Source organism: Serratia sp. 2880STDY5682894 (assembly GCF_001537385.1).
GTDB lineage: Bacteria > Pseudomonadota > Gammaproteobacteria > Enterobacterales > Enterobacteriaceae > Serratia > Serratia nevei.
Genome location: NZ_FCJA01000003.1, coordinates 303743 through 330215, shown reverse-complemented (window position 1 = coordinate 330215; position 26473 = coordinate 303743). Strand labels below are relative to the sequence as shown.

Annotated in this window: 19 protein-coding genes; 1 reads left to right on the top strand and 18 read right to left on the bottom strand. The window is 48.0% G+C overall.

Features of this window, described 5'->3' with window-relative positions:
* Position 1: 1 nt before the first annotated feature.
* The 11 genes from AWX27_RS09815 to AWX27_RS09770 all read right to left on the bottom strand — a co-directional run bounded on the left by AWX27_RS09815 (position 2) and on the right by AWX27_RS09770 (position 13268).
* Entirely contained in the window at positions 2–1357 is a 1356-nt protein-coding gene (locus AWX27_RS09815; protein ID WP_060421508.1) for an ABC transporter ATP-binding protein, read from the bottom strand.
* Positions 1347–2168 carry an ABC transporter permease gene (locus AWX27_RS24480; RefSeq protein WP_072265451.1) on the bottom strand — a complete coding sequence of 274 codons (822 nt, stop codon included), beginning with the start codon at positions 2166–2168 and terminating at the stop codon, positions 1347–1349. The genes AWX27_RS09815 and AWX27_RS24480 overlap by 11 nt, the downstream gene beginning before the upstream one ends.
* Positions 2169–2222: 54 nt before the next feature.
* The gene (rfbD, locus tag AWX27_RS09810; RefSeq protein ID WP_230200975.1) at positions 2223–3110 is read right to left on the bottom strand and encodes a dTDP-4-dehydrorhamnose reductase; all 888 of its coding nucleotides are present in this window, start codon (positions 3108–3110) and stop codon (positions 2223–2225) included.
* A 61-nt stretch (positions 3111–3171) separates the two neighbouring features.
* Entirely contained in the window at positions 3172–3714 is a 543-nt protein-coding gene (gene rfbC, locus AWX27_RS09805) for a dTDP-4-dehydrorhamnose 3,5-epimerase (RefSeq protein WP_060421505.1), read from the bottom strand.
* Positions 3715–4913: 1199 nt separating this feature from the next.
* A complete protein-coding gene (galE, locus tag AWX27_RS09800) occupies positions 4914–5927 on the bottom strand; it encodes a UDP-glucose 4-epimerase GalE (protein WP_060421503.1) in 1014 nt (337 codons plus the stop codon).
* Positions 5928–6036: 109 nt separating this feature from the next.
* Positions 6037–6570: a dTDP-4-dehydrorhamnose 3,5-epimerase gene (gene rfbC / locus AWX27_RS09795; RefSeq protein WP_060421499.1), complete on the bottom strand. Its 534-nt coding sequence runs from the start codon at positions 6568–6570 to the stop codon at positions 6037–6039.
* A gap of 1 nt (position 6571) precedes the next feature.
* Positions 6572–7441: a glucose-1-phosphate thymidylyltransferase RfbA gene (gene rfbA / locus AWX27_RS09790; RefSeq protein ID WP_060421496.1), complete on the bottom strand. Its 870-nt coding sequence runs from the start codon at positions 7439–7441 to the stop codon at positions 6572–6574.
* A gap of 14 nt (positions 7442–7455) precedes the next feature.
* On the bottom strand, positions 7456–8520 hold the full coding sequence (gene rfbB, locus AWX27_RS09785) for a dTDP-glucose 4,6-dehydratase (protein WP_060421493.1): 1065 nt from the start codon (positions 8518–8520) through the stop codon (positions 7456–7458).
* A gap of 214 nt (positions 8521–8734) precedes the next feature.
* Positions 8735–10114 (bottom strand): TolC family outer membrane protein, encoded by a 1380-nt coding sequence (locus tag AWX27_RS09780; protein WP_060421490.1) that lies wholly within the window; start codon positions 10112–10114, stop codon positions 8735–8737.
* A gap of 2 nt (positions 10115–10116) precedes the next feature.
* Positions 10117–11448: an HlyD family type I secretion periplasmic adaptor subunit gene (locus AWX27_RS09775; protein WP_060421487.1), complete on the bottom strand. Its 1332-nt coding sequence runs from the start codon at positions 11446–11448 to the stop codon at positions 10117–10119.
* Between the two features lie 53 nt (positions 11449–11501).
* Entirely contained in the window at positions 11502–13268 is a 1767-nt protein-coding gene (locus AWX27_RS09770; protein ID WP_060421484.1) for a type I secretion system permease/ATPase, read from the bottom strand.
* A gap of 664 nt (positions 13269–13932) precedes the next feature.
* On the opposite strand from AWX27_RS09770, the gene AWX27_RS09765 reads away from it, so the two are divergent.
* Entirely contained in the window at positions 13933–16887 is a 2955-nt protein-coding gene (locus AWX27_RS09765) for a beta strand repeat-containing protein (RefSeq protein WP_060421481.1), read from the top strand.
* 164 nt (positions 16888–17051) lie between these two features.
* Here AWX27_RS09765 and AWX27_RS09760 read toward each other — a convergent pair whose 3' ends face one another.
* The 7 genes from AWX27_RS09760 to AWX27_RS09730 form a co-directional block, all read right to left on the bottom strand.
* Positions 17052–18401 (bottom strand): cellulase family glycosylhydrolase, encoded by a 1350-nt coding sequence (locus AWX27_RS09760; RefSeq protein WP_060421478.1) that lies wholly within the window; start codon positions 18399–18401, stop codon positions 17052–17054.
* A 165-nt stretch (positions 18402–18566) separates the two neighbouring features.
* Entirely contained in the window at positions 18567–19535 is a 969-nt protein-coding gene (locus AWX27_RS09755) for a glycosyltransferase (RefSeq protein ID WP_072265452.1), read from the bottom strand.
* A gap of 125 nt (positions 19536–19660) precedes the next feature.
* Positions 19661–21097, bottom strand: coding sequence for an undecaprenyl-phosphate galactose phosphotransferase WbaP (wbaP, locus tag AWX27_RS09750; RefSeq protein WP_060421472.1), 1437 nt, complete (start codon positions 21095–21097; stop codon positions 19661–19663).
* 257 nt (positions 21098–21354) lie between these two features.
* The gene (gene cpsG, locus AWX27_RS09745; protein ID WP_060421468.1) at positions 21355–22722 is read right to left on the bottom strand and encodes a phosphomannomutase CpsG; all 1368 of its coding nucleotides are present in this window, start codon (positions 22720–22722) and stop codon (positions 21355–21357) included.
* 64 nt (positions 22723–22786) lie between these two features.
* Positions 22787–24193, bottom strand: a complete 1407-nt coding sequence (locus tag AWX27_RS09740) for a mannose-1-phosphate guanylyltransferase/mannose-6-phosphate isomerase (protein WP_060421465.1) — start codon at positions 24191–24193, stop codon at positions 22787–22789.
* 55 nt (positions 24194–24248) lie between these two features.
* Positions 24249–25340, bottom strand: coding sequence for a glycosyltransferase (locus AWX27_RS09735; RefSeq protein WP_060421462.1), 1092 nt, complete (start codon positions 25338–25340; stop codon positions 24249–24251).
* On the bottom strand, positions 25337–26410 hold the full coding sequence (locus tag AWX27_RS09730; protein ID WP_060421459.1) for a glycosyltransferase family 4 protein: 1074 nt from the start codon (positions 26408–26410) through the stop codon (positions 25337–25339). The genes AWX27_RS09735 and AWX27_RS09730 overlap by 4 nt, the downstream gene beginning before the upstream one ends.
* Positions 26411–26473: the final 63 nt, after the last annotated feature.

Below are 26473 nucleotides of genomic sequence, written 5' to 3'. Positions count from 1 at the left end.
GTTATCTACCGGAAGGTGGGTTAATGTCAAAATTCAACTCTAAATCTGCGATACCCGAAAAAGAATCAACGGTGGGCACCAAAAAGTGAATGACATCATATCTTCGATCATGCGGAATGACCTCGTTACTCATCATTGAAGCAATGCCGAGAGAAATAAAATAATCCCCTGCACCTAACTTATTTGAAAATTCGAATTCAACGACGGAAGAGCTCCCCGCAGCCCCATGTTTTAAGGTGTTCTCATTATTCAAAAGATGGGAGTTAGTATTATAAACAGTTTGACCTTCTTTCGTCTTAATGGCAAAACCAATAATAGGATTATGAACATCCCGTTCAAAACACATCGAGCATCTAATCTTTACTTTTTCAGCGGAGTAAATTGTCGTTGGATTCAATCGTTCTCCAACACAAACCTGGTAATCAAGCCAAGTCGCTGCGCCGTCTCCCCAACGATACTCATTCTTATTATAATTGCTTTTATCGCTGAACTTGTCGCATTCTAAATTAAGCGTTTCACTCGTAACCGCGTGAGTTTCAACCGAGCTTCCAGCAGAGGAAGTTATTACTCCATTCTGAGCAGTTGGCTGACTCTTGCCAAAAAGAATATCCATGTATTTATTGACTGCAATCTTCGGCGTTCCCTGATACAGTTTTTCACCGGAGTTCAATAACACAGCGCGATCGCAGTGAGTGACGATTTGTTCACCAGAATGCGTCACCAAAAGAATGCTGGTTCCGTTATCTTTTAACTGGCGTAGACGATCAAAACATTTTGCCTGAAACTTGGCATCCCCCACAGCCAATGCCTCATCGACAATCAAGATATCTGGATCCACCTGAGCCTGAACAGCGAAGGCTAATCGCACTACCATTCCGCTGGAATAGGTTTTTACTGGCTGATGGATAAACTCACCGATATCCGCAAAGGCAGCGATTGCATCTAACTTACGCTCGGTTTCTTCTTTGCTAAGGCCCAAGATCGCCGCATTGAGGAAAATATTCTCTAGCCCGGTAAACTCCGGGTTAAAGCCAGAACCGAGTTCCAATAGAGCGGCAATACGCCCTTTCGTACTTATTGCACCGCTAGTCGGCGTCAAGGTACCGCAAATGATTTGTAGTAATGTCGACTTTCCGCTGCCATTTTTACCAATCAAACCAACGGTTTCCCCTTTGTTAACCTCAAAGGTGACACCTTTCAATGCCCAAAATTCTTTGTAGTAGCTACTCTGTTCACGCCCGAACATATGATTTATTCTTGGCAAAATGAACTGTTTCAGTCTGTCATGAGGGTTATTGTAGACATAAAAACATTTTTTTATGTCCTGAATGCTTATGGCAACGTTATCAGAGGACATCAGCAAATCCCTTTCTTGTTTTTTGGAAAACAACGAACCCAAACCATGCGAATACTGTACAACCAACAAGATAGCTAACGTACACGCTCAGTGAAGGAACTGTACCCCAATAAAAAATTTCTCTAAACTGAGAAATCGCTGGGGCCAGTGGGTTAATATTCAAGAGCGGTCTATATTTCTCTGGGATTGCAGTTATTGGATAGAATATAGGAGATAAAAACATCAAAGCAGTCACGAAAATAGAGATCATTTGCCCGACATCCCGCAAAAAAACACCTAACGCAGACAGTAACCAACCGACACCGAGCACAAAAATGAATAAGGGGAGAATAAATATTGGGAATAACAATACCGTGGCGTGTGGTAAACCAACCTCTATCAGATAAAAAATCAGCCATACGATAATGCTGATGCAAGCATGAAATAATGCGGAGGTTGCATTGACGATCGGTAATATCTCTAGCGGAAATATTACCTTCTTAACATAGTTGACATTAGATAATATTGTTCCTGGTGCTTTAATCGCACATTCACTGAAAAAGTTAAACACAATAAGTCCAGCGAACAAAACTAACGCAAACTCAGCTTTTGATGTACTTTCTACACTCCAGCGTGCATTAAATATAAAGCTAAAAACGAATGTATAGACGACGAGCATGAAGATAGGGTTGAAAAAAGACCATAAGATGCCAAACAGAGACCCCTTATAGCGCCCAGTAACTTCTCGTTTCGTCAAGTTAAAAATTAGTTTATGGTGCCGGAAGAAAGTCGCTGCAATCTCCCGCGGTGATGAGCTAAACGAATTTTGCATCAAAAAACCTATTTAATTTTTCTATCTGTAACGCTTCGCCACTCAGGCATTATCTCATCCCTTCGCAGCATAACTGACTATGTCATTTAATGCTGTCTGCCAATCGCTTGGTGCGATGCCAAAGACTTCGTGGATTTTTTTGCAGTTGAGCATGGAGTTGGCTGGCCTTTTGGCAGGTGTTGGATAATCACTGCTTGGGATCGGGTTGATTTTAGTCAGATGAGGAGTGAGGCCGCGCGCATGCGCCCGTTGCATGATTTGGTCAGCAAATCCCGCCCAATTGATATAAGGGGTTCCAGTAAAGTGGTAGACCCCCCAATCAGCGAAGCTTTTATCGCAAACTTTCCCGGCGATGAGCAATAAAGCTTCCGCAATATCGCCCGCATAGGTTGGCCCACCAAATTGATCGCCAACTACGTTGAGTTCCGTTCTATCCTGTGCAAGACGAATCATCGTCTTCACGAAATTGCCACCATGTGTACCAAATACCCAGGCAGTTCGCAAAATGATATGTTGCGGGCAGGCCGCTGCGGCCGCAATTTCGCCGGCAAGCTTACTGGCACCATAAACACCTGTAGGCCCCGTTTCATCCCGTTCGCAATAGGCAGCTTGCTGCTCCCCCTGGAAAACGTAATCCGTTGATATATGTAACAACTTTGAATTACATGCTTGAGAAGCACGGGCCAGATTCGCAACACCGTCACGATTTATCATGTAGGCCTGATCGCTATCCATCTCTGCACGATCAACGGCAGTATAGGCAGCGGCATTGATAATCACGTGGGGGGAAAATGAATTAACGACTTTTTCTACCTGCTCCATGCAAGTGATGTCAAGCGCTTGACGATCAAGTGCTAAAACCTCCCACGTTTTTGGCGCTCGCAGAACCAGTTCTTTACCCACCTGCCCCGCACTACCCACTATCAAAATTTTCATCATCATGACCTGATAAATTTGCTCACTGTGACATTGATATTGCCGCGAATCACGACGCAATAAAGTATTATTTGCTCTGCTGAAGATCCATTAGGAATTTTCCCACTTTATCTTTATCTGACAGCAGGGGCGCCTCAAGAGGCCATTCGATACCCACAGTCGGATCATTCCAAAGCAGACAACCTTCTGAAGAAGGATCGTAATAGTCCGTACATTTGTATTCAAAATCGGCGATATCTGACAGAACGACAAAACCGTGCGCCAAGCCAGGCGGTACCCAAAACTGAGTTTTGTTTTCTTCAGACAGGATGACACCTTCCCACTGACCAAATGTCGGCGAGTCGGGACGAATGTCGACAGCGACGTCAAAAACCTCGCCGCGCACGACACGGACCAGTTTTCCCTGTGGGTTCCGCGTCTGGAAATGTAGGCCTCGTAACACCCCTTTCGAAGAGCGTGAATGATTATCCTGAACAAAATCCAGGTCAATATCGAGCATCTCTTGGTAACGTTTTTTCTCGAATGTTTCTAAAAAGAATCCCCGTGCATCGCCGAATACTTTTGGGAGGATTGTTTTGACACCTGCAATTTTACTCGAAATAACATTCATTTTTACTAATCCAATAGCTCACTAGACATAAATCTATCATTAAAATATCTTAACATTAACCACAGCTTGAATGGACCACCGAAGTGCCCCGCTTGTCGATCAGGTTATTGCGATGCTAAACCTGTAACACGTTGACAACGCGTATGCTGCCGTCAGAGACAGCGGACTGCTTGTTAGAGCCCTGAAAGGGTCACAAACCACATTGATGAAGAGAATAAATATTAAGTAATATCAAGTAGTTACAAAGACCACTTTCATTATGAAATGCTACCGCCCTTGGCTTACAGCAACCAATAGCTGACCGTACCGTCTCGCGATTTATCTTTGCAGCTTAAACAAGGCTAGCTTAACAGATGCTAAACCACACTTTTTGACCCGACATAAAGCGCGATAACCAAAGCACATTCTGCAAAAAAACTCGGCCCATATGATATCACCATCTATCCGAAAAGACCCTCAGATTATCTGCCTTCTCGCCATTACCTTAAAGTGATTGTTTAAGAAATATTCATATAATCTAGGAATTTGCTGATTGTTCGACCGTTGAAAATCTCGTGAACGTTTCAGCACGTCGAACTCAGAAAGTGGCTTACATCTTGCAGAAATACTGAATGGGTTAACCAGGTATGCCAACAGGGGGTTCGTCGAGCATGACAACGGTCTTTGCTCAACACATCGGACATCACTGTGGCATCTCACTTAGATCTTTACTTCACAAGCCCCGACACTCACGCCCTAAAACTTAGTGGCTGCCAACGTTTCATCTTATTCGAACCGGAAGGCAAGCCGCTGACCTGCCCGGCGTTCTGATATCGCTTATTTTATCGCTCTGTAAAACTTACCCAGGGTGTCTTTTTAGATAACAACGGGTTATCGAGTAGTCATTCACTCCCGCGTCGGATTGCATAATCAACCTACCGAATGCCCGAGCCTAAAATTAGGCTCATAAAGCAAAGAGCTCATGGGAATAAATAGTAAATAGAAATTGGCTTAAAAAATAACGCCAGCCTCACTTTATAACTTGCTGGTTATATAGAGAGAAATCCAATTTTAGTGCCCCACCTTAACATGAGGGCATATTTAGGTTAGGCCAAATTTGACATGAGGGCAAAAAAATCTTTATGCCCTCATTGCTTCTCGTCCCGTCCCTAATTACCCCCCCATAACTAGTTGTCACTATCAAGATATCTCAGTAAAGATTAGCGATAGCCATGCGGATTTTTACTTTGCCAGTTCCAGGTATCGCGCATCATGTCATCGAGACCCCGGGTCACTTTCCATCCCAGCTCTCGATAAGCCAGCTCTGCATCCGCCCAGAACGCGGGTAGATCACCGTCGCGGCGCGGCAAGATTTGATAGGGAATTGTTACGCCTGATGCTTTCTCAAATGCATGAACCATTGCTAACACTGAGTGCCCTATGCCAGCGCCCAGGTTATAGGCCTTAAATCCGTTGAGCTTCGGCAGATGATCCATTGCCTTCAGATGACCTTCAGCCAGATCCATTACATGGATGTAATCACGCTCTCCCGTCCCATCTTTAGTCGGATAATCCCCACCGAAAATGCCCAGTTTTTCCAGTTTGCCGATCGCCACCTGCGAGATGTACGGCAACAAATTATTGGGAATACCATTAGGATCTTCGCCAATCAGGCCGGATTCGTGAGCCCCTACCGGATTGAAGTAACGCAAAGCAATGATCGAGAATTGCGGTTCTGCTTTGGCAAAATCCTGCAGGATCAGTTCCACCATCAACTTGGATGTGCCATAAGGGCTGGTTGTCCCGCCGATCGGTGTCGTCTCGACATAGGGCACCGGCGAATTGGCCCCATATACGGTAGCAGAGGAGCTGAAAATGAAATCATGTACGCCGGCCTGACGCATAGCATCCAACAGTACCAACGTGCCGGTGACATTGTTCTGATAATACTCCAGCGGTTTGCGCGTCGACTCCCCGACGGCCTTAAGGCCAGCGAAGTGGATGACAGCAGTGATCTCATGCGCGCCAAAGATGCGATGCAGGCATTCGGCATCCTGCACGTCTCCCTGATAGAACAGCGCGGCCTTTCCCGCCAGTTTCTCCACGCGGTGCAAAGACTCTGCAGATGAGTTCGACAGATTGTCCAACACCACCACGTCTTCGCCACGTTCCAGCAGAGATAAAACGGTGTGAGAACCAATGTAACCGGCGCCACCGGTAACTAAAATTGTCATACTTTCTCTCTATTATGTATGCCAGTTCCGTAGAATAACTTACGGTGGTTATTAAAAATATGATCAACCCTGTAAGACCCACTTCTCAACGTCAATCTTCTCGATTAATTTACTTCAACGCTTTGAAAAAATTGCCCTGTTTATCTTTTTCAGATAACAGTGGATTGTCGAGAGGCCACTCAATACCGACATCAGGATCGTTCCACAGCAGGCATCCTTCATGCGCGGCATTGTAATAATCCGTACATTTATATTCAAAATCAGCGATATCCGAGAGCACGACGAAGCCATGTGCCAAACCTGGCGGGATCCAGAATTGAGTCTTGTTCTCTTCGGAAAGCACGACGCCCTCCCAGGCACCGTAGCTAGGCGAGTCTTTACGAATATCAACGACGACATCAAACACTTCACCGCGAACGACGCGCACCAGCTTTCCCTGAGGGTTTACCGTTTGAAAATGCAAGCCACGCAGCACTCCTCTTGAAGAGCGCGAATGGTTGTCCTGGACAAACTCGAACTCTATATCCAGCGCCTCTTGGTAACGTTTCTTTTCGAACGTTTCCAAAAAGAAACCGCGTGCATCGCCAAACACTTTAGGCTGGACGATTTTGACGCCATGAATTCGGGTATCGCTCACTTGCATTTTACTTCTCCACCAACAGTTGCGCTAAGTATTGACCGTATTGGGTCTTACTCAATAATTTTGCCTCTTGCGCCACCTGTTCTGTACTGAGCCACCCCTTTCTGTAGGCGATCTCTTCCAGACAGGCGACTTTAAAGCCTTGACGATGCTCGATAGTATGGATGAACTGGGCGGCTTCAATCAGGCTATCGTGCGTGCCGGTATCCAGCCAAGCAAAACCGCGCCCCAGGATTTCAACGTTCAATGCCCCGCGTTCCAGATACATTTGATTCAGCGTGGTGATTTCCAATTCGCCGCGGGCCGAAGGTTTTACCTGCTTAGCCAATTCAACAACATGGCGGTCGTAGAAATAGAGCCCGGTAACGGCCCAGTTCGATTTTGGCACCGGTGGTTTTTCTTCCAGCGATAACGCCCTAAAGTTCTGATCAAACTCCACCACCCCGAAACGCTCAGGATCCATCACTTGGTAGCCGAATACCGTCGCGCCTTCCTCCTGTGCAGCAACGCTTTCCAACTTTTTGCCGAAACTCTGACCAAAGTAAATATTATCGCCCAGGACCAACGCACAGCGCTCGCCGTTAATGAACTCTTCGCCAATCAAAAAGGCCTGCGCCAATCCATCCGGACTCGGCTGTACCGCATAGCTGAGTTTGATACCAAAACGCTGCCCATCGCCCAACAGGCGCCGGAACGAAGGCAGATCCTCCGGGGTGGAGATGATCAGAATATCGCGAATCCCGGCGAGCATCAGCACCGAGATCGGATAATAAATCATTGGTTTATCATAAATAGGTAATAGCTGTTTCGACACGCCGCGGGTGATGGGGTAAAGGCGAGTGCCTGAACCGCCTGCAAGAATAATACCTTTCATAGCCGTTCCTTAAATTATTGAGTCAGCCCAAGGCGTTCACCGGCGTATGAGCCGTCTTTGACACGGCTCCACCAGATTTCATTCGCCAGATACCATTCAACCGTTTTGCGAATCCCGCTATCGAAGGTCTCTTGGGGTTTCCAACCCAACTCGCGGTCTATTTTCGTCGCATCAATGGCATAGCGCATGTCATGGCCGGGTCGGTCGGTCACGAAGGTTATCAACTCTGAGTAGTTATTCAGTCCTGCCGGCTTGATCGGCGCCAGCTCATCCAACAACCGACAAATCGTCTGCACAACCTCGATATTCTTGCGCTCATTATGGCCACCGATATTATAGGTTTCGCCTACTTCGCCCTCCGTCACAACCTTGTATAGGGCGCGAGCATGATCCTCGACATGCAGCCAATCGCGAATTTGTGCGCCGTCGCCATATACCGGCAATGGCTTACCTTCTAACGCATTCAGGATCGTCAAAGGGATGAGTTTTTCGGGAAAATGGTACGGTCCATAATTGTTGGAACAATTGGTGACGAGGGTCGGTAAACCATAGGTTCGTAACCAGGCACGCACCAGGTGATCGCTGGCGGCTTTCGATGCAGAGTAAGGGCTGCTTGGCCCGTAAGGCGTAGTTTCAGTGAACAAATCCTCGGTGCCGTACAGATCGCCATACACTTCGTCAGTAGAGATATGATGGAACCGAAATGCCTTTTTCGCTGTTTCCGGTAAGGTATGCCAGTATTGCCGGGCAGCTTCAAGCAATGTGTAGGTGCCTACGATGTTGGTCTCGATGAAAGCCGTCGGGCCATCGATAGAGCGATCCACATGGCTCTCTGCGGCCAAATGCATCACCGCATCCGGTTTAAAATCAGCAAACACGCGGTCCAATTCGCTGCGGTTACAAATATCCACCGGTTCAAAGCTGAAACGGTCAGAGCCCGCTACCGGTTTTAGGGACTCAAGATTACCTGCATAAGTCAGGCTATCCAGCACCAGTACCTGATCCATCGTTTTATTGATAATATGTCGGGTAACTGCGGAACCAATAAAGCCGGCGCCACCGGTAACAATAATTTTCATAAACCCCTCAAAAATTGATTCAATCGCCTACGCTCCCTTGCCGCACACCGAAGACGCGTATATGAGAATGCGCCGAATTCATTTCAGATAGCTCAGAGAGTGGGAATGGATGGAAGTAACATAACGCATAGCCGCTTGAAAAAGCAGTCTTCTGGCGCGCTTTCAGAAAAGCCCTACTCTCCTGCCCGGCGGGTTAGGCCGCCGGGAGGTCTCACTAACGAGCATACTCAAAGTATTGCGCGACACGATTAATATCGCTCTTATCCAAGGTACCGGAATCGCTCAACAATGTGATCCAAGATTTAATATAGGTGTATTTTGCCGATGCCAGATCGCGGCGAGCCGAGTACAGTTGCTGCTCCGCATTCAGCACATCGACGTTGACCCGCTGCCCCAAAACGACGCTTTTTTTAGTCGCTTCAACCTGTTTCGTCGCGGATTGCACCGCCAGCTCATAGGCGGCCAACTTTGCGCGGCTGCTCAGACAAAGATTGAATTGCTTACGCAGATCGTTCAGCTTGTCCCCGACCTGGGCATCCATTTCATACATCGCCTGGCCGTAACGCGCTGCAGCCTGGCGAGTAGAAGCTGCTACGCCCCCGCCGGAATAAAGCGACATGCTGACCTGTACCCCTATACTGTCAGTACGGTATTTTTGGTTAACGGTGTTATCGCTGCTGGAGTCATTTTCAGAATGAGAAGCGTAAAGCTGCACCTGAGGCATAAAACCGGCCCGATTTCTCTCGACCTCATATTTTGCCGCATCTACGCTGTGGCGGGATGCAGCTAACTCCGGGTTATTCTCCAGGGCAATCTTTTGCCACTCTTCAAACTTCGAAGGGATCAATGGGGCAACCTGGAATTTGCCCGGCTTAAGCAACTGAAGCGAACCGTACTGCTCAAGCGGAGCCCCGATGATGACTTCCAAATCGCGTTTGGCAGAGTCCAGGGCATCCTGAGCCTCTATTTCTTGTGCCTCTGCCAGGCTATACCTCGCCTGTGTTTCGGAGACATCGGTAATCGTCCCCTCACCCGCCCGCAACAGCTCGCTGTTTTGGCTTAACTGCGTGGCATAAGCGGCCTTCTGCGCTTGCGCGAGAGAGATCTGATCTTTTGCGTAAGCGACTTCTACATAGGCGGTCACGACCCGCACCGCCAAATCCATAAACTTGGCACGGTAACGCTCGTCTGACATCAGCGTTTGCGCCACCCCCGCCTTGTAACGAGCATAGGCCTCGTAGTCAAATAGCGGCTGCGTCACAGAGACCGAACTTGAGTAGCTGCGGTATTTCTGGCTGTTCGTCGCCTCGATAGTCTCGCCGGTAAATATGTTGCTCTGCGGATACTTTACCGTTTGCCAGTTTTTCGGTGAATTTTGATAGTTTAATGCCACCTTCGGCAATAAACCTGCCATACCGATATTTTTGCTCTCGTCTCCCGCCTCTTTCTCTTTAAATGCCGCCCTAAAGGTCGGATCCTTGTCAAGTGCCAGCGAATATGCGTCTAAAATCCCTATGGAATAAACTGGCGCAGATATCGCAAACAATAGGGTACTGATAGTAAGGCCAGCAACCTGTCGTTTAAATCGAATCAAAATTATTCCTCTGTTAATGAAGTATGGGCGCGATCCAAAATAGGTTTAAACAGATAACTTAACAGCGAGCGAGACCCCGTTTTCACGAAAACCTCAACGGGCATGCCGGCTTTGATATCATCGCCATTTAACATTTTCATGCCTTCAGGGGTAACGGTCACTTGCATCTGGTAGTAGGGTTCGCCATTCGTTTTATCCACTAGGCGGTCTGCCGATATTAACGTCACCGTTCCCGGGATCTTCGGTGTCCTATTCTGATTGAAGGCGGTAAACATTAAATCAACCGGTAAGCCGTCATACACCTTGTCGACCAAATCGACCTTGAGACGTGAATCCACCACCAGAGTCGCCTGGCTCGGCACGATATCCATCAAATGATCGCCGGCCCCCACCACGCCCCCCAGAGTGAAAACATTCAGCCCAACCACGGTGCCGTCAACCGGAGAAACGATCGCCGTGTTACCCAGATCGAAATTGGCCATTTCCAACTTGTTCCTGAACTCGTTGGCGTCCATTTGCGTCTGCGCCAGCTGCGTGCGAACCTCACGCTGATAATCGGCAAACCGCTGATCGATACGCTGCCGCGATTCAAGCAATTGCTTTTGCAATTGGCCGATGCGCCCTTGCGTTTCATCGATGCTACCATTCACTTCAGCAAACTGCCTTTGCACCTCCAAATAACGATTGCGCGGAATATACCCGTCTGCGGCCAACTGTTTCATTCCGTTCATCTGCTCGCGCAGGGTGGACAATTGAATACTTTTGTTCGCCTGGGAGTCCTGCAGCCCTTTCAATTGAAAGCGCACGCCGTCCATCGATTGCTTATACCCATCGATTTCACTGTTTAAACCGAGGCGGCGGGATGAAAACAGCTGTGTTTGCAACGCGATGATTTCCGCTACTCGCGGCTGTTCTTTCGCCTTCAGCAGTTCCGGGGAAAAGGTGATCTGGCTTGCGCCATCGCGTTCAGCCAGAAGCCGACCTTCGGTGGCCAATGTGGTGTAATACTGGACGCGAAAAGAATCGACCTGCGCCTGGGCCTGAACCTGACTGAGTTGCACCAGCATTTCACCGGCTTTAACCCGATCCCCTTCCTTCACCAGTATGCTTTTGATGATCCCACCAGCCGGAGCCTGAACCGTTTTACGGTTGCCGGAAACGATCACTGAACCGGGCGATGCCACCCCTTTATCCAGCGGTGCGAATGCAGCCCAGATAAAGAAACCAAACAGCCCTATGCCAACCACCAACCATCCCAAACGCGTAAATCGCCGCTCATCTTGCGGGATCTCTTCAACATACGGGTCCTGAGACTCGCCAACATGCGTAGACATACCTACTCCTTTCAGTGCGGGCGACGCATTTGCGCCACCGGCCAAGTTCAGAACTAATTGGTTTGAGTTTTAGGGAAAGGGCCTTCATCCGCCGGCGCATTCACCGCACGAGCCGCTTGCTGGCTAGCCTGCGTCTTTTGTGCGTTAGTCAATGCCTGCAATACCTGTTGAGTCGGCCCGAAAGCATTGACTACGCCGTTTGTCAGCAGCAACAGCTTACTGGTCATCGACAGCAGGTTTGTACGATGCGTAATCAAGATGACGGTTTTATTACGTTGCTTGAGGAACAGGATCGCCTGGTTCAGCGCCCTTTCGCCGGCATCATCCAAATTCGAGTTCGGTTCATCCAGGACGATCAGCGACGGATCGCCATACAGGGCGCGCGCCAGGCCTATCCGTTGTTTTTGCCCACCGGACAATCCGGCCCCGCCGTTGCCGATAAGCGAGTCATAGCCGTTCGGGAAACGCAAGATCAGCTCATGCACCCCCGCCAATTTGGCGGCTTCAATGACTTTTTCGGAGTCGACATCGTTAAACCGCGAGATGTTCTCGGCGATCGTGCCGGCGAACAGTTCGATATCCTGCGGTAGATACCCGATATATGGCCCAAGCTCATCCTTGTTCCACTGATAAATGTCCGCGTTATCCAGGCGCACGATGCCTTCGCTCACCGGCCAGATCCCGACTAACAGGCGTGCCAACGTCGACTTGCCTGAGGCGCTGGGACCAATGATGCCGAGCACGTCGCCAGGCTGAATCGCAAAACTGACATTGTGCAGCACCGAGTCTCCCTTCGAGCCAGGAGGTGTAGCGGTAACGCCTTCTACGGACACGATCCCTTCAGGCCGCGGCAGCGACATCCCGGTCCCCCGCTGCGGATGCATCTCCAGCAGCTTGACCAGGCGTTGATAAGACAGTTTGGCCGAGCTCCAACTTTTCCAGATATTGATCACCTGTTCAATCGGCGCCAGCGTTCTGCCCATCAAGATAGAACCGGCGATCATCATACCCGGCGTGATGTGCCCATCAATGGCCAGCCATCCCCCCAATCCGAGAACCAGCGACTGCAAGGAAAGACGGACAAATTTGGTGATGGACGTGACGGTAGTCGCACGTTCGCTGGCTACGCGTTGGCTGTTAAGGAAGCGTTGGTGCAGCCCAAACCAGCGGCGTTTCAAATTAGGCAACATGCCCAGCGCTTCGATCACCTCCGCATTGCGCAGATTGGTACTCGCCAGATTGCCCGACATGATGGACAGCTTGCTGGCCTCGCCCAATGGTTTTTTGGAGACGATTTCATTGACGACGGCCAGCGCGATCAACAGCAACGAACCAATGAGCGCAAAGAGGCCCAACCAAGGGTTAAAGAGGAAGATGACCAACAAATAGATGGGGAACCACGGAGCGTCGAAAAAGGCGAACAGCGCGCTACCGGTAAGAAATTGCCTTACGGTGGTCAAATCGCCCAGCATCTGACCGGCGTCTGATGAACCATTTTGCAAGTTAGCCTCATAGGCAGCAGTATAAACGCGCGTATTGAGACGCATATCTAATTGGCTGCCGATGCGGATAACCACCATGCTGCGAACATACTCCAATAACGCCATCACGCCAAACAGGCCCAGCATAATCAGCGTTAACATCAGCAAGGTTATTTCGTTACGAGAGGGAAGAACCCGATCGTAAACCTGTAACATATAGACAGAAGGAACAAGCATTAATAGATTTATAAATGCGGTGAATATACCAACGGTCCAAAAGACTTTGCTGCGCGTCCGTATAACATCCGCAATTTCATTGCGCGGTATGAATTGATTCACTTTCTATCCCTTAACCTCACCTGCACCAACTACCCACCCGCATTGATTTGCATAAGAAATATCTTATATCCAAACCACCCCAAAAATGCCCGAGAATGCAGATACTTTTTTTACTAACTATAGTTAGACAAGTTGAAATCCCGCAAGGCGAAACGGAAAAAAAACCGGCGCCGGGGAAAAGAATTAACAGCATATAAAATCAATGGGATAAGCTATGCCAATCCCACGATTCTTGCGGTTTTGGCCTAAAATAAACACCGTGATTGATGCCCAATGGAAATCATTAGGCAGCTAACAAACAAAATGCAATAATTTCAAATGAAACAATCCAGATGGAAACAGATAAACTTTTTATTAATTAAAAGAAAAAAAACTATATTTTTTATATAGTAATAATAATCCTATAACCATTACAAATAGTTACCACCCCTCAACCCAAAAAGTTGACCACAGCCTTGACAAAATAGGCTTCCGCACCTTTCCTTAGGTAGAGAGTAAAGGATCGCGTTATTGCACGCGTCATTGCCTCTCGATTTTATTTTCTGTTTTCTTGCAAAGAATAACTTTCAGCTTGACGCTAAACATTCCTTATAAAGGAAATAGTTAGCCCAATGCTGGCCGGACATTTGTTCCTTAAATTGATTTATCCAAGGGGTAATTTATTATGGCTTCTCTAGCGTCACAGCAAGCGGCAGCGGCACTCTACTACGCTGTCTTGGGTAAGAATGCGTCTCAATCCACCTATGATTACTTCGGCCAGTATTTGCAGACCGGGCAGGCCACCGCTGCGCAGCTGGTCAACGTATTCCTGACCGGTAGCGATGGACAGGCACGCTTTGCTACCAAAACGCAAGCGGAGATCCTGACGCAGATTTACACCAACATTTTTGGTACAGCGCCGACCAGCGCACAGCTGACAGATCTGTTGAATGTGGGGTCAACCACAACGGCTGTGTCCCAACTGGTGACTAATCTACTTAATTACCAAGGGTTTGATGCAACGACTCTTGCTCAGCAAGCCACTTTCGAGAACACGATTAACACCGTGCTTTACCCAGTCGCCCAATCCTCCGCAGCGGCTGGCGCCTCTGCGGTTGAAGCCATTTACTATGTTATTGGTGTCGATGCAGCCCAGTCAGGTATTAACTACTGGGGCACTCAAATGGCCAACGGGGCAAACCTTGCCAACGTAGCCCAGGTATTTGTTAACGATCGCGCTTATCTGACCTCATTGAACAATACAGACTTTGTCGCACGTCTGTTTGAAAGCGCCTTCCTGCGTGCGCCAACTTCCAGTGAATCTTCAACCTATGTGGCGCTGTTGGATGGTGGTGCAACCCGAGGCACCGTCATCGTTGATATTATCAACCTGATTAAGGGCACCGTCGCCAGTGGCGATCTGGCCGCGCAACAGCAATTCAACCTCGCGACCCAGGTATACAGTCCAGGCCAATTGCCGGGTTTGAGCTTCCAGGAACAAGTGGCGTCGATTTACCTTGCCGTGCCGAATCGCGGCATCGACTCGCAGGCGCTGGACACCTTCAGTAAACAGCTGGCCTCAGGCACGACGTTCAGTAAATTGTTGACCACCCTGCTAGCTACTAATGAGTTCCAGGCCAAAGGCGCGGCGCTAAGCGGTTCTGCCTTCGTGACCAAGGTATTCACGGATGTGTGGGGGTCAGCACCGACACCAACTCAGCTGGCGACCTACACCGCATTGGGCAACAATACCGCCATTGCGCAAGCGATCATCAATGATCTGCGTAGTTCTACCGCTACGGATAACGCGACCGTCAGCGCACAACACGCATTTGAAGACGCTATCGGCACCAGCCTGCTGTATAAAACTAACGCCACGTTGTCCAGCACCGCCGCCGGCGGTAACGCCACTGGCACCATCAACACCGGCAGCAGCCATGTGCTGAGCAATGCCGAAACCGCTGTTTTGCTCAACGTTATCCTGAATGCTAGCACCGCCAGCACGGTTAACCTGCAGTTCGCCGATCATCTGTCCAACCTGACGATCAACGGCACGGCGGCGTCTACCGTTAATCTTTCCGCCAACGGCGTCAACCCAGGCGTTGCGGTATCTGTCAATAACGGTAATGTAATCCTGAACGCCAGCTCCGGTAACGACGTGGTTAACGTCACATCAACAGCCAACATCGCAACCGGAACGGCCAATTTCAACCTGGGCGCCGGCAACGATGCGCTGAAATGGGCAGGTAATGCCGCAGCCAACAGTCCGAATACCGTATCCGCCGCGATCAAAGCGGATGGCGGTGCCGGCACGGACAGCATTTCCGCTAACTTCTTTACTAAGTCGGTAGTGACCAACCAAAACGCCTTGGGTATTCGCACCAGTACGATCAGCAGCAACGCCAACAACTTCAGCAACTTTGAAAAAATCGATCTGACCGGCTATATCGGCCAGTCCACCGGTACGCTGATCACCACGCCACTGATCGGCAGCCCGACCACTACACCGGTTACCACGCCGTCCCACGTTTTTGACTTCGGTCTGCTAAACGGCACTGCAACAGTAGAAGGTACAGCCGGGGGCACCGTCACCCAGGCAACCACGCCGACCAATATGGGTTCGCAGGGATTTGTCCTGAATGGCCTGACGAACGCCAGCGTCATCAACGCCGCAGGCGGTGCCGCAGCCGCATTGGAAGTGAATGGTGATGCGACTGCGTCGACAACGCTGAACTTCAGCTTCGTTAACGCCGCAACGCAGTTTGGTATCAACTTTGACGCCGTCAGCTCATCTAACGTCAATGCTGGTGCCATCGGCCTGACCGGCAGCGCGCTGACGGCACTCAATATCGCTTCCGGCGGTACCGGTAGCTTTGCGAACGTGCTGTCATTGGCCGGTAGCAACAGTGTGTTAACCAACATCAACGTGACCGGCGACCACCAGTTAGACTTAACCGTAGGTTCAGGCTTCACCTTTATCCATGACATCAACGCCTCCGGCAACAGTGGCGGTTTGAATCTGACGACCAGCAACGGCGGTACGGGTGACGGCCTCATCGTTCAATTGCTGAATATCCTGCCGTTGAGCGCCTTGACGACATCGCTGTTGACACCGGTGCTCAACACGTTGGGATTGAACGGTTATCAGATGACCGTTGAAGGATCCAGCGCCGGCGATACGCTGAACGTTGCCGCAAACACCACGTTGACCGGCGGCGCCGGCGCCAACACTTACATGCTGCAATCCAGTACCTCGCAAGCAGGTAACACCATTACCGACTTCAATACCGCCAAAGACAAGATCATCGACCATCTGTCAGGCCTGACCCTGTCGAACACAGGGACAGCGGTTGCGGACTACGGTACCCGTTCGGCGGATATCCTCGACGGCGTATTGGGTAGCTTGCTGGGCTCGTTGACCGGCGGGGTCGTCGGCTTGCTGGGCGGTATTCTCGGCTTGAGTACAGGCTCATTGACTGCGAAAGTAGGTGTTGCTTCCGTTGCCTTTGATAACGGCACCAACAGCAACTACGTTATTATCGATAACAACAATAACCACTCTCTGGATGCTGGCGACACCGTGATTTATCTGACGGGTCAAAGTCATGCAAGTCTGGTTAGCGATCTGCACTATGCCTAATGGCGCGCACCAGTAACAAAAAAGGCCCGGATTTCACTCCGGGCCTTTTCTTGCTTCATATGCTGTCTATCTTCACAGTCCTGCAAGCTGACGACGATCGCTCAGGCACAAAAAAAGCCCTTTTTACAGGGCTTTTCATCTATTACGACGAGACAAAGAATAACTTATTGCGGCGCCGCAATAGGCTTATCGGATTGCACCAATACAGGCACATTGCCGTAATTTTTCGTCAAGGCAGACTTTTCTTCATACAATGACTGCCCTTGGAAATGCGGATCAATCATGCGTATCGCCCCTTCGCTTTTATCGCCTTCCATCTTCACAAAACTCTTTACTGACTTGAGCAGATCCTGCTGAGGAGCCTGAGCCTGAACGGGTGTTTGCTGCCAGGCGAGCAGAGCATATTTCCCGCCATGGCTCAATGATATGCTGACATTGCCATCCGTGTTCGTCTGGTAGCGTTCAACCTTGTAGTCGCGAGCAACTTCGGCGATTTTTTGGAATTGCAACGCCATGGACTTCGGTTGATTGCTCTGCGTGACAAAACCAAAGCGGTGCTCGCGATTTTTGACGTCGGGGCCATCGTCCACCAGGTCATACCACCACAATCCTTTGATATAAGGTCGCGCTTTTGCCAGGAATGTATATTTGACAACAAACTGCGCGGTGGCGTCATCCGAGACATACCCCGGTGCTGTCGAACTGGATTGCCCCATCTCGGTAATATAAACAGGGACTTCTTTTCCGGCATAACGCTTGGCAAGCTCTTCGAATTTATCGATAGTCGCTAAATTATCTTCGGGCAACTTAAGTGAATATGGATGAATTGAAACGCCATCAATATAGTTCAGAATCCCTAGCTTCATCAGCTCTTCAAACCAAGCGACGTCCCTGGGCTTATTCGTGTTAAAGGAACCTGCCAGTATCACCGCGTTCGGATCAACTTTACGCACAGCGGCCGATGTCGCTTTCACCACGTCGAAATAGACCTGGGCGGGAGGCACATTACGGGGTTTAGACGTCAGCCCTGTTCCATACAACCACTCATTCCAGATATCGAAATACTTGACCTTTCCTTTGTAGCGCGCAGCGACCCAAGCCGCGTAGTTTGCGAATGCTGCGATCTGCTCTGGCGTTCTTGGGAAATCAATCGCATTATTGCTGTAGAGCTTGTTACCATAACCGAGCACCATTAAGGCACTGAGCCCATATTGAGAGAAACCTGTCTGAAAAGCCAGATCCTCTTTCTGGTTACCCGCATCATTAATCGAGAACACCCCTTTCTGGGATTCAATGGAGTTCCATGCCAGATCCGAGCGGAATGAATTAAACCCAAACTGCTTAATCATGGCTAGATAGGTATCACTCGAATCTGGGTAGTGATTAAAATGGCTGTGAATGCCTATGGCATCCAACGCCATTACCTGACTGGAACTCATCAACATCAATGCAGCCATGGTCATTCGCCTGCGAGCAAAAAAGAGGCGGTTCTTGCTGGGGTTGGTCGCCATCATATAAACCCTCAAAGGAATAAACTTGGAATATGATCCATAAGCTCACAACGATAACTAACAGATTCACCGGTTATGTGTGTCATAGAATAAAGAAGCATACCCCATAAAATAACATCTCAACTGCCTGAAATCTGTAAATCCACCGAGACTAAACTGTTACTTTAATCACATTCTGAAACCGTCGCGAATAGCGCGTACAACCAGACCGACTCGTTTTAACTTGCCATGGCATACGGCCTTCACGGCCAAGTCTGATAAGTATATTATGATATTCATCAAGTAGATTAATTTATTAGTAACTAAGTAATTCCTTTCAAAATAAACGCGATTCCGGAAGCTATAGCGCACTCGAAAATCATCTTTCGTCTCAAGCACCGGAGAGTTAAAACGTTTCTTTCGCGCGCCGGAATCCCATGACTGATCCAGATCGACAATTTTCGCGTCAGGGATGATGATAATTTCCCCCCCGGCCTTAGTAATTCTATAGGAGAACTCTGTATCATCGCAGTACAAATACATCTCTTTTTTAGGGAGACCATGTTTTTTCAGCAGGCTCTTATGAAAAAACATGCCACCATAAGGTGCTATCGGCGAAACAATTTTCTCCGCAATGTTTTTTTTCTTATTTGATACGCCGATGATTTTTCTTACATAATTAGCAACATGAAAACCCATGAAACTATTTTTTGCACCGAGTAATACGTCATCATTTCTCGTCTCAATAAACTTCATATAATGCAGCCTATCTTCACGTAAAGCGAGTAACGCCGTATTATCTTCAACGTGTTTATTAACATGATCTTGCCAGTAGCAAGCCAATTTATTGATATCTTCGGATGCAATCTTGTTATCGTCATCTAAAGCCAGAATAAAGTTCACGCCGTTAATGCTCGCAGCACATTCCATTGCGGCATAGAACCCCCCGGCGGAACCCGTATTGCTATCCATAGTCAGTATTATAACGGTTTGTGGATATGCTTCAGCAATAGCAGATAAACTACGCTTATTCTCCTCACCAGAACCGTTATCTACAATAACGATTTTTTTGACCATTTCACCCGCACAAGAATCGACGACCTGCTTGACAAAATGGGCTCGTTCACCATAAGTAACAATAATGACACATAGATCCATATAACACCTTAGAATAAATGACAGATAGATTGCGACTCATACCATCCGCAATTATTCCTGCCTGCCACAGCAAAAAATGACAAGACGAGTCATCACGCCAAGTTAACTCGGCGTGAGTACCTTTATTAATATGCCCCATCTCTTCTTAGAACAACATTCACCGTTTTGAAAAGGATGACAATATCGTTCCACAACGACCAATTCTTCACATACCATGAGTCAAAATACACTCGGGTATCATAATCGACATCGTTACGCCCACTAACCTGCCACAACCCCGTCATGCCAGGTTTTGCCATCAGATAATAGTCGACATCGCCGGCATATCTTTCCAGCTCTTCTTCGATGATTGGTCGAGGGCCGACCAGACTCATATCGCCTCGTAAAACATTCCACAATTGCGGTAATTCATCAAGACTGGTTTTACGAATGAAACCACCAATTTTTGTGATCCGCGGATCATTCTTAAGCTTAAAATCCTTATTCCACTCGGCAAGCGCTTCACTGTCTGTCGCCAGCAAATTAGCCAACACTTCCTTAGAGTTCGTCACCATTGATCTGAACTTCAAGCATTTAAATTTTCGTCCTTTCAGACCAACTCGCTCGTGCCCGTAGATAGGTTTTCCGCCATCTTTGGACACCATCAGTAAAATCCCCAATAACACAGGCGATAATATTGTCATAATGGCCAGGGAGCCAAAAATGTCAAAAATTCGCTTCACAAATCTGGATGTCAGTTTTGCGAGATTGTTATTGACCCGCAGAATCATCACTTCATGACTGAAAATGAATGACATGTCTGTTCCATACAGCGGGACCCCTCGCAAAGTCGGAATGACCGATACCGAACGGCACGCGTGCTTAGCAAAACTTTTTAGCCAGTAATCCCGCAGGGCGTGTTGCTCGAACTCAACGGCGACAATAATCTGTGTATTCTCGGGATCGACCAAGTCCCAAAGTTCTTCTTCAGACTTTATCAGTTTCTTTCCGAACAGGCTTTCTCTTTCATCTTCAGGTGACAAGCAATAGAATGCCACAACATCAAAACCAAGAATTTCTTCACTTTGCAGCGCAACATAGGCTTCCTCAGCATTTCTTCCACTGCCTATAATGATGGTTTGCTTTTTCCATAAACCCAGCACATTAAAAACATGTTTGGTAATAATTCTGAACGCAGGAATAAGAATCAAAGCAAACAGCCAGGTCAATAACCACACATAGCGCGACAGCTCCCATTTTGAGAAACCGACAAATGCCAGACTGATAATAGCAAATATTATTATTGTTCTTAGCATCTCCTTAAGTTCAAACCAGAAGGGCTTCCTGTATGAATAATGACGCAATCTGACCAAAAACCAGAATACGCAGGCTAATGACAAAACAAAATGAGAAAAGAAAAAAGTCCCCATCACTGACTTAGGAATGTACTCATAAATATCATTTGAGATAACTGAAATAACAGCCACAGACAAAAATAAGGAGAAATTAAAGAAAAACAAATCTGAAAATGCCAGTGTGAACTTAACAAGCACTGGTTTTGACTTTATATTTTCACTGTTCATAGATAGCTCTTTTAATTAGCTTTAAGGATATATATTTAACGTTGTTCCGTGCATGCTGTGCTTTAGCTGCCTATCATGTTGCTCAGGCATACACCCGCATGCAACCACCACCCTAAAATGCAACGTTAAGTATCCAATGCAATTACCGATTCCCTATTTTCTCTTTCGTTATCTATAATTCCGCAAGAGCCGAGAAGCCACAAAGACGCCGACTTACCTATCGTTAAATCATGCTTGCCTGGCCAAATTTTAGCCGGCTAATCTTGCAATAACTTCAGTAACTCGCTGGTTTTTTCCTTCATCAACGAGATGTCCCCACGTGATTCAACGTTCAACCTAACCACCGGCTCCGTATTTGAGGTCCTGACATTAAATCGCCAGTCGGCGAACTCAATGCTGATACCATCCGTCCGATCGATGGCGAGACAGCCTGGTTGATAAATCTGACAAATATTTTCAATCACCGTATTTGCATCGTTTAAACGCACATTAATTTCCCCTGAAGCCGGGTACGCAGTGATACGTTCGGCCACCAGAGAAGACAAAGATTGTCCTGTCTTACAGAGCAACTCGGTCACCAGCAACCATGGGATCATCCCACTGTCGCAATAAGAGAAATCGCGGAAATAGTGATGCGCACTCATTTCGCCGCCATACACGGCATCTTCCTGACGCATTCTCTCTTTGATGAAGGCATGGCCGGTTTTGGACATCACTGGCGTTCCCCGATGTTCTGTTACAACGTCGATGGTATTCCAGCACAGCCGTGGATCGTGAATGATCTTGGCACCCGGCTCTTTTGTCAGGAAGGCGGCGGCCAGCAAACCGACGATATAATAGCCTTCAATAAAATTGCCGGTGCTGTCGAACAAAAAGCAGCGGTCAAAGTCGCCATCGAAAGCAATACCTAAGTCCGCATCGTGTTCGATCACGGCTTTGGCGGTATCGGCACGACACTCGGGCAGTAACGGATTGGGGATCCCATGAGGAAAATGACCGTTCGGCTCATGGTGAATCTTAACAAATTTAATCGGCACGCTATGGTCGGCGAAACGACGCTCAATCGCATCAATCACATGACCCGCAGCACCATTTCCGGAGTTCACCACCAGCGTTAAGGGCTTTAAATTCGCGAAGTTGACGTAACTCAATAGATGGTCAACATAGGCGTCAATAACCGATATCTTCTCATAACTCCCCCGCAGCTTAACGTCCGGGAAATGATTTTCCTCGGCCAGCCGCCGGATCTCTCTCAACCCCGAGTCACCGCTAATAGGTTTTGCATTTTCTTTTACGAGCTTCATCCCATTATAGTTAATCGGATTATGACTCGCCGTTACCTCGATACCGCCATCAAGCTCTAGATGGAAGGTTGCGAAATAGATTTCTTCCGTACCACTCAAGCCTATATCTACAACGTCGGTACCGGCATCCCGCAATCCATTAGCCAGAGACATTTTCAATTCTTCACTCGTTAGGCGTACATCGCCTCCCACAACGACTTTCCCGGGTTTAAGAAAGGTTCCGTAAGCGCGACCTATTCGGTAAGCAATTTCCGGGTTTAACTCCTTGCCTAACTCTCCACGAATATCATATGCTTTAAAACAAGTCAGTGAGCTGGTCATTATTACTCCAATACCGTTACGCAATCATTGGTTTCATTTCGTTTTATCAAAAAAATGACATACCCTAAACACGGCCATAACGATCTTCGAGACGAACAATGTCATCTTCCTCTAAATAGGCACCGGATCTCACTTCAATAATATCTAATGCAATCTTCCCAGGGTTTTCTAAAGAATGTGCAGCGCCGAGGGGAATGTAAATAGACTCATTTTCAGCAACGATGCTCGTTTGGCCATCAAGCGTAACTTTTGCCGTTCCGGCAACAACAATCCAATGTTCAGCACGATGATGATGCATCTGTAACGACAATCCTTCTCCTGGCTTTACCGTCACTCTCTTCACCTTATAGCGTTCTCCTTCATCAATGGAGTCATATTTCCCCCACGGACGATAGATTTCTCGGTGCTGCAAATACTCACTGCGCTGCTGAAGCTTCAGATCTGCCACGACCGATTTCACGTCCTGAACCCGATCTTTGTTTGCGATCAGAATAGCGTCCTTGGTTTCAACGACGATGAGGTTTTCAACACCTACGGTCGCCACCAGCTTATGCTCGGAACGAATATAGCTATTAGCGGTATCCCTGCAAATGACGTCGCCACTTATACTATTACCTAGGCCGTCTTTCTCGCTGATGTCCCATAATGCCGACCATGAGCCAACATCGCTCCACCCAGCATCCAAGGGTGCCACAACGGCATCTTGCGTATGCTCCATCACCGCATAGTCAATCGACATGTCCAGGCAGGTGGCGAAAATCTCACGATCGACCCGAACAAAGTCCATATCCTCCGCCAAATTTTGCAAAGACGCTTCGCAACAGGTGACGATTTCCGGACAAAAACGGGTTAGCTCCCGAAGATAGGTGCTGGCTTTAAACAGGAACATGCCGCTATTCCACAAGTATTCGCCCGAGGCAACATACTGCTCAGCCGTTGGCAAATCGGGCTTCTCGACAAACTCAGCTACCTGCGCCAGTACCCCATCATCCATCAGTTTACCGGTGCGAATATAACCATAACCAGTCTCGGGTACATGAGGAACAATGCCAAACGTCACCAACTTGCCCTGCTCAGCGAAAGGCATCGCCCTGATAACCTGCCGTTGAAATTCTTCAGCATCCGTGATGACATGGTCCGCAGCCAATACCAGCAGCAAAGGATCGCTGCCGTCACTCACGGCTCTGAGCGCAGCAAGGGCAACGGCTGGCGCCGTATTTCGGCCAATAGGTTCCAATATGATATTGTGGGATAGTTGTCCAATCTGACGAAGCTGTTCCGCTACGATAAAGCGATGATTCTCATTACAAATAACAATAGGATTCCCGGCCTCTAATCCCCCCAGCCGCTCTATGGTCATTTGCAACATGGACTGGTGATCATGCAGTGCTAGAAATTGCTTCGGGAAATGTTCTCTGGACAGAGGCCAAAGACGACTACCGCTTCCGCCCGCCATGATAATTGGCAACATTTTCACACTTCGCCCTCGAGTTAAAATAGTAAATTTATTCAGCCAAAAATTTAAGTTAAGCGCCTAAAACCTTCTTATAAAGAGCCGCCGTAGTGCCAATCATCGTCTCAGCGGTAAATTTGAGCAGAAACAGCTGTTTTGCCTCCTGCCCCATGCGCTTCCAATCCTCTTTAGGCGTATCGATTAAGTAGCGGACGAGCATTTCCGGCTGTTGCAGATCAAAGAGCAGCCCCGTACGGCGATCTTCAATCATTTCAGGAAAAGAGGTGCAGTTGCTGGCAATTACCGGTAATCCATAGCTCATGGCTTCCAACGGCACCATAGCAAATCCTTCCCATCTACTAGGCACGATCAGCACGTCGGCATGACGAAAATAAGGTTCCAGCGCTTCTGCATTTAACCACCCGGTATAGGTCGTTTGCGGCGCGGTGTCGGCCGGCGCATACTTGTTATGCACTCCACCGCCAACTGCAGTGAGATGAATGGGGTGCCCACGTAAACTCTCCATCGCCGTGATAAGGATGTCGAACCCTTTTTGATAATCAAATCTACCGACAAAAAGAAGGTTAAGAACATTTTCGGGGTACGGATTAGCCATTGTGTTTTCATTGGCAACAGCGGGCACGCCGTTATAAATCACATGCAATTTATGCGCGGGAAAACCGTATTCAATCGCCTTATCCCTCTCATGTTCACTGACACAGATAATAGCATCTGTGATGCCTGTCAGAGCCTTCTCGACCAGTGAAAAAGCTTTTTGCTGTTTCTCGCTGCCCTGCATCAAAAATGAGAACGCATGCGGGCAGTAAATCACTTTCGGCCTTCTGATCGGCCAAAGCATAATCAAAGCTATTCTGCCGAGCACGCCGGCAAAAGTGCTATGAAGATGCACGATGTGGGGATTCTTTCTAAGCAATAATGACGAAAAACCGATAAAGAAGCGGATGAACGAAGCAATATTTCTTCCTGTGCGGTGGAATGTCGTCACATTTTCTGCACGCACCGCGCTAACCTCATCGCGCTGTTCATCGGGAACCAGACAATCCAGTGACTCTATTTCAGTATTATCCTGCTGGCTAATCATCAACTGCCGCAGTACGGTCGCAACGCCGCCCTTGATCGTTTCAGCTGCGTGCAATACCCTCATGCATTTCTCCCCTGGGAGACAGCCTGAATCTCTCCTACGATCTGATCCACTTTCTCCGCGGAATGATGCCACGAGAAACGAGCGACGTTCTGTTCGCCTTTGGCGATCAGATCCTCGCGCAACCGCTCATCGGTGATGATTCTTTCCATTGCCGCCGCAATATCACTGACATTATTCGGATCAAAATAAACCACGCTATCCGCCAACACTTCTGGCATAGATGCAGCTTTAGCGGCAATCACCGGGCAACCGCAAGCTTGTGCCTCTAGCGGTGGGATGCCAAACCCCTCATAGAATGACGGGAAAACGAAAGCCAAAGCATTCTGGTAAAGCTCAATTAATTCTTTATCGTCGACACGCCCCATGAATTGAATGTCATCCGAGCCATTAATCAATTTGCTGAAGTCTTGTGCTGCGAAAGTTGTTGCCGACTTGCCAATGATTTTCAAGGAGACGCCGCTTTCCTTCGGTAAACTAGCAAATGCTTCCAGCATTCCGTGGAAATTTTTGTGATAATTAGGCGACGACACGGCAAGCAAATACTTCTCTTGTTGCACAGCTGGCTTTCTGAAAAAATCACCGCTAACCGCATTATACACCACCGCAATTTTCTCTTTTGGACAATGATAAACTTCATTTATCTCATTGCGAGAAAACTCACTAACGGTAATCAATTTTTTGCTATTTTTCAGCATGGTAGGAATTAAAATTCGATAAAGCGCTCTAAATTTTCTTGAGAAGCTTTCTGGATAGCGTCTATAGGTCACGTCATGGTGAGTGACAATTTGATTCCGGTAAAATATCGGTGCTGTGCTGCACAGATTCAATAATAGTGGAGAGCCTTTTTTCTTCAAATATGCCGGTAGGTCCAACTGTTCCCACAAGTGACCTTGACGCTCGCCAACCTCTTCAAATTTAACCTTCTTCAACAAGCCGTTTCGCTTAGTATCTTTAGGAACAAGGAAAATAATATCATCACGAATCTCATTAAGCGCTATAGATATCTGTTCAGCGAAACGCTGGACGCCCGTAAGATCTTGCGCCAAAAAACGTGCATTAATATAAAGCATAATCTGTCCTTGCGAAAATCGAAACCATAATTAACAACAAATAAAAAAATAATCACATATAAT

Bases quoted from the DNA above. Each gene is read 5' to 3' on its own strand.
- cpsG (WP_060421468.1), bottom strand. From the start codon at position 22,722: ATGACCAGCTCACTGACTTGTTTTAAAGCATATGATATTCGTGGAGAG.
- rfbD (WP_230200975.1), bottom strand. From the start codon at position 3,110: ATGATGATGAAAATTTTGATAGTGGGTAGTGCGGGGCAGGTGGGTAAA.
- AWX27_RS09730 (WP_060421459.1), bottom strand. From the start codon at position 26,410: ATGCTTTATATTAATGCACGTTTTTTGGCGCAAGATCTTACGGGCGTC.
- AWX27_RS09740 (WP_060421465.1), bottom strand. From the start codon at position 24,193: ATGTTGCCAATTATCATGGCGGGCGGAAGCGGTAGTCGTCTTTGGCCT.
- rfbC (WP_060421499.1), bottom strand. From the start codon at position 6,570: ATGCAAGTGAGCGATACCCGAATTCATGGCGTCAAAATCGTCCAGCCT.
- AWX27_RS24480 (WP_072265451.1), bottom strand. From the start codon at position 2,168: ATGCAAAATTCGTTTAGCTCATCACCGCGGGAGATTGCAGCGACTTTC.
- AWX27_RS09760 (WP_060421478.1), bottom strand. From the start codon at position 18,401: ATGATGGCGACCAACCCCAGCAAGAACCGCCTCTTTTTTGCTCGCAGG.
- rfbA (WP_060421496.1), bottom strand. From the start codon at position 7,441: ATGAAAGGTATTATTCTTGCAGGCGGTTCAGGCACTCGCCTTTACCCC.
- AWX27_RS09735 (WP_060421462.1), bottom strand. From the start codon at position 25,340: ATGAGGGTATTGCACGCAGCTGAAACGATCAAGGGCGGCGTTGCGACC.
- wbaP (WP_060421472.1), bottom strand. From the start codon at position 21,097: ATGAACAGTGAAAATATAAAGTCAAAACCAGTGCTTGTTAAGTTCACA.
- rfbC (WP_060421505.1), bottom strand. From the start codon at position 3,714: ATGAATGTTATTTCGAGTAAAATTGCAGGTGTCAAAACAATCCTCCCA.
- AWX27_RS09755 (WP_072265452.1), bottom strand. From the start codon at position 19,535: ATGGATCTATGTGTCATTATTGTTACTTATGGTGAACGAGCCCATTTT.
- rfbB (WP_060421493.1), bottom strand. From the start codon at position 8,520: ATGAAAATTATTGTTACCGGTGGCGCCGGCTTTATTGGTTCCGCAGTT.
- AWX27_RS09775 (WP_060421487.1), bottom strand. From the start codon at position 11,448: ATGTCTACGCATGTTGGCGAGTCTCAGGACCCGTATGTTGAAGAGATC.
- AWX27_RS09815 (WP_060421508.1), bottom strand. From the start codon at position 1,357: ATGTCCTCTGATAACGTTGCCATAAGCATTCAGGACATAAAAAAATGT.
- AWX27_RS09765 (WP_060421481.1), top strand. From the start codon at position 13,933: ATGGCTTCTCTAGCGTCACAGCAAGCGGCAGCGGCACTCTACTACGCT.
- galE (WP_060421503.1), bottom strand. From the start codon at position 5,927: ATGACAATTTTAGTTACCGGTGGCGCCGGTTACATTGGTTCTCACACC.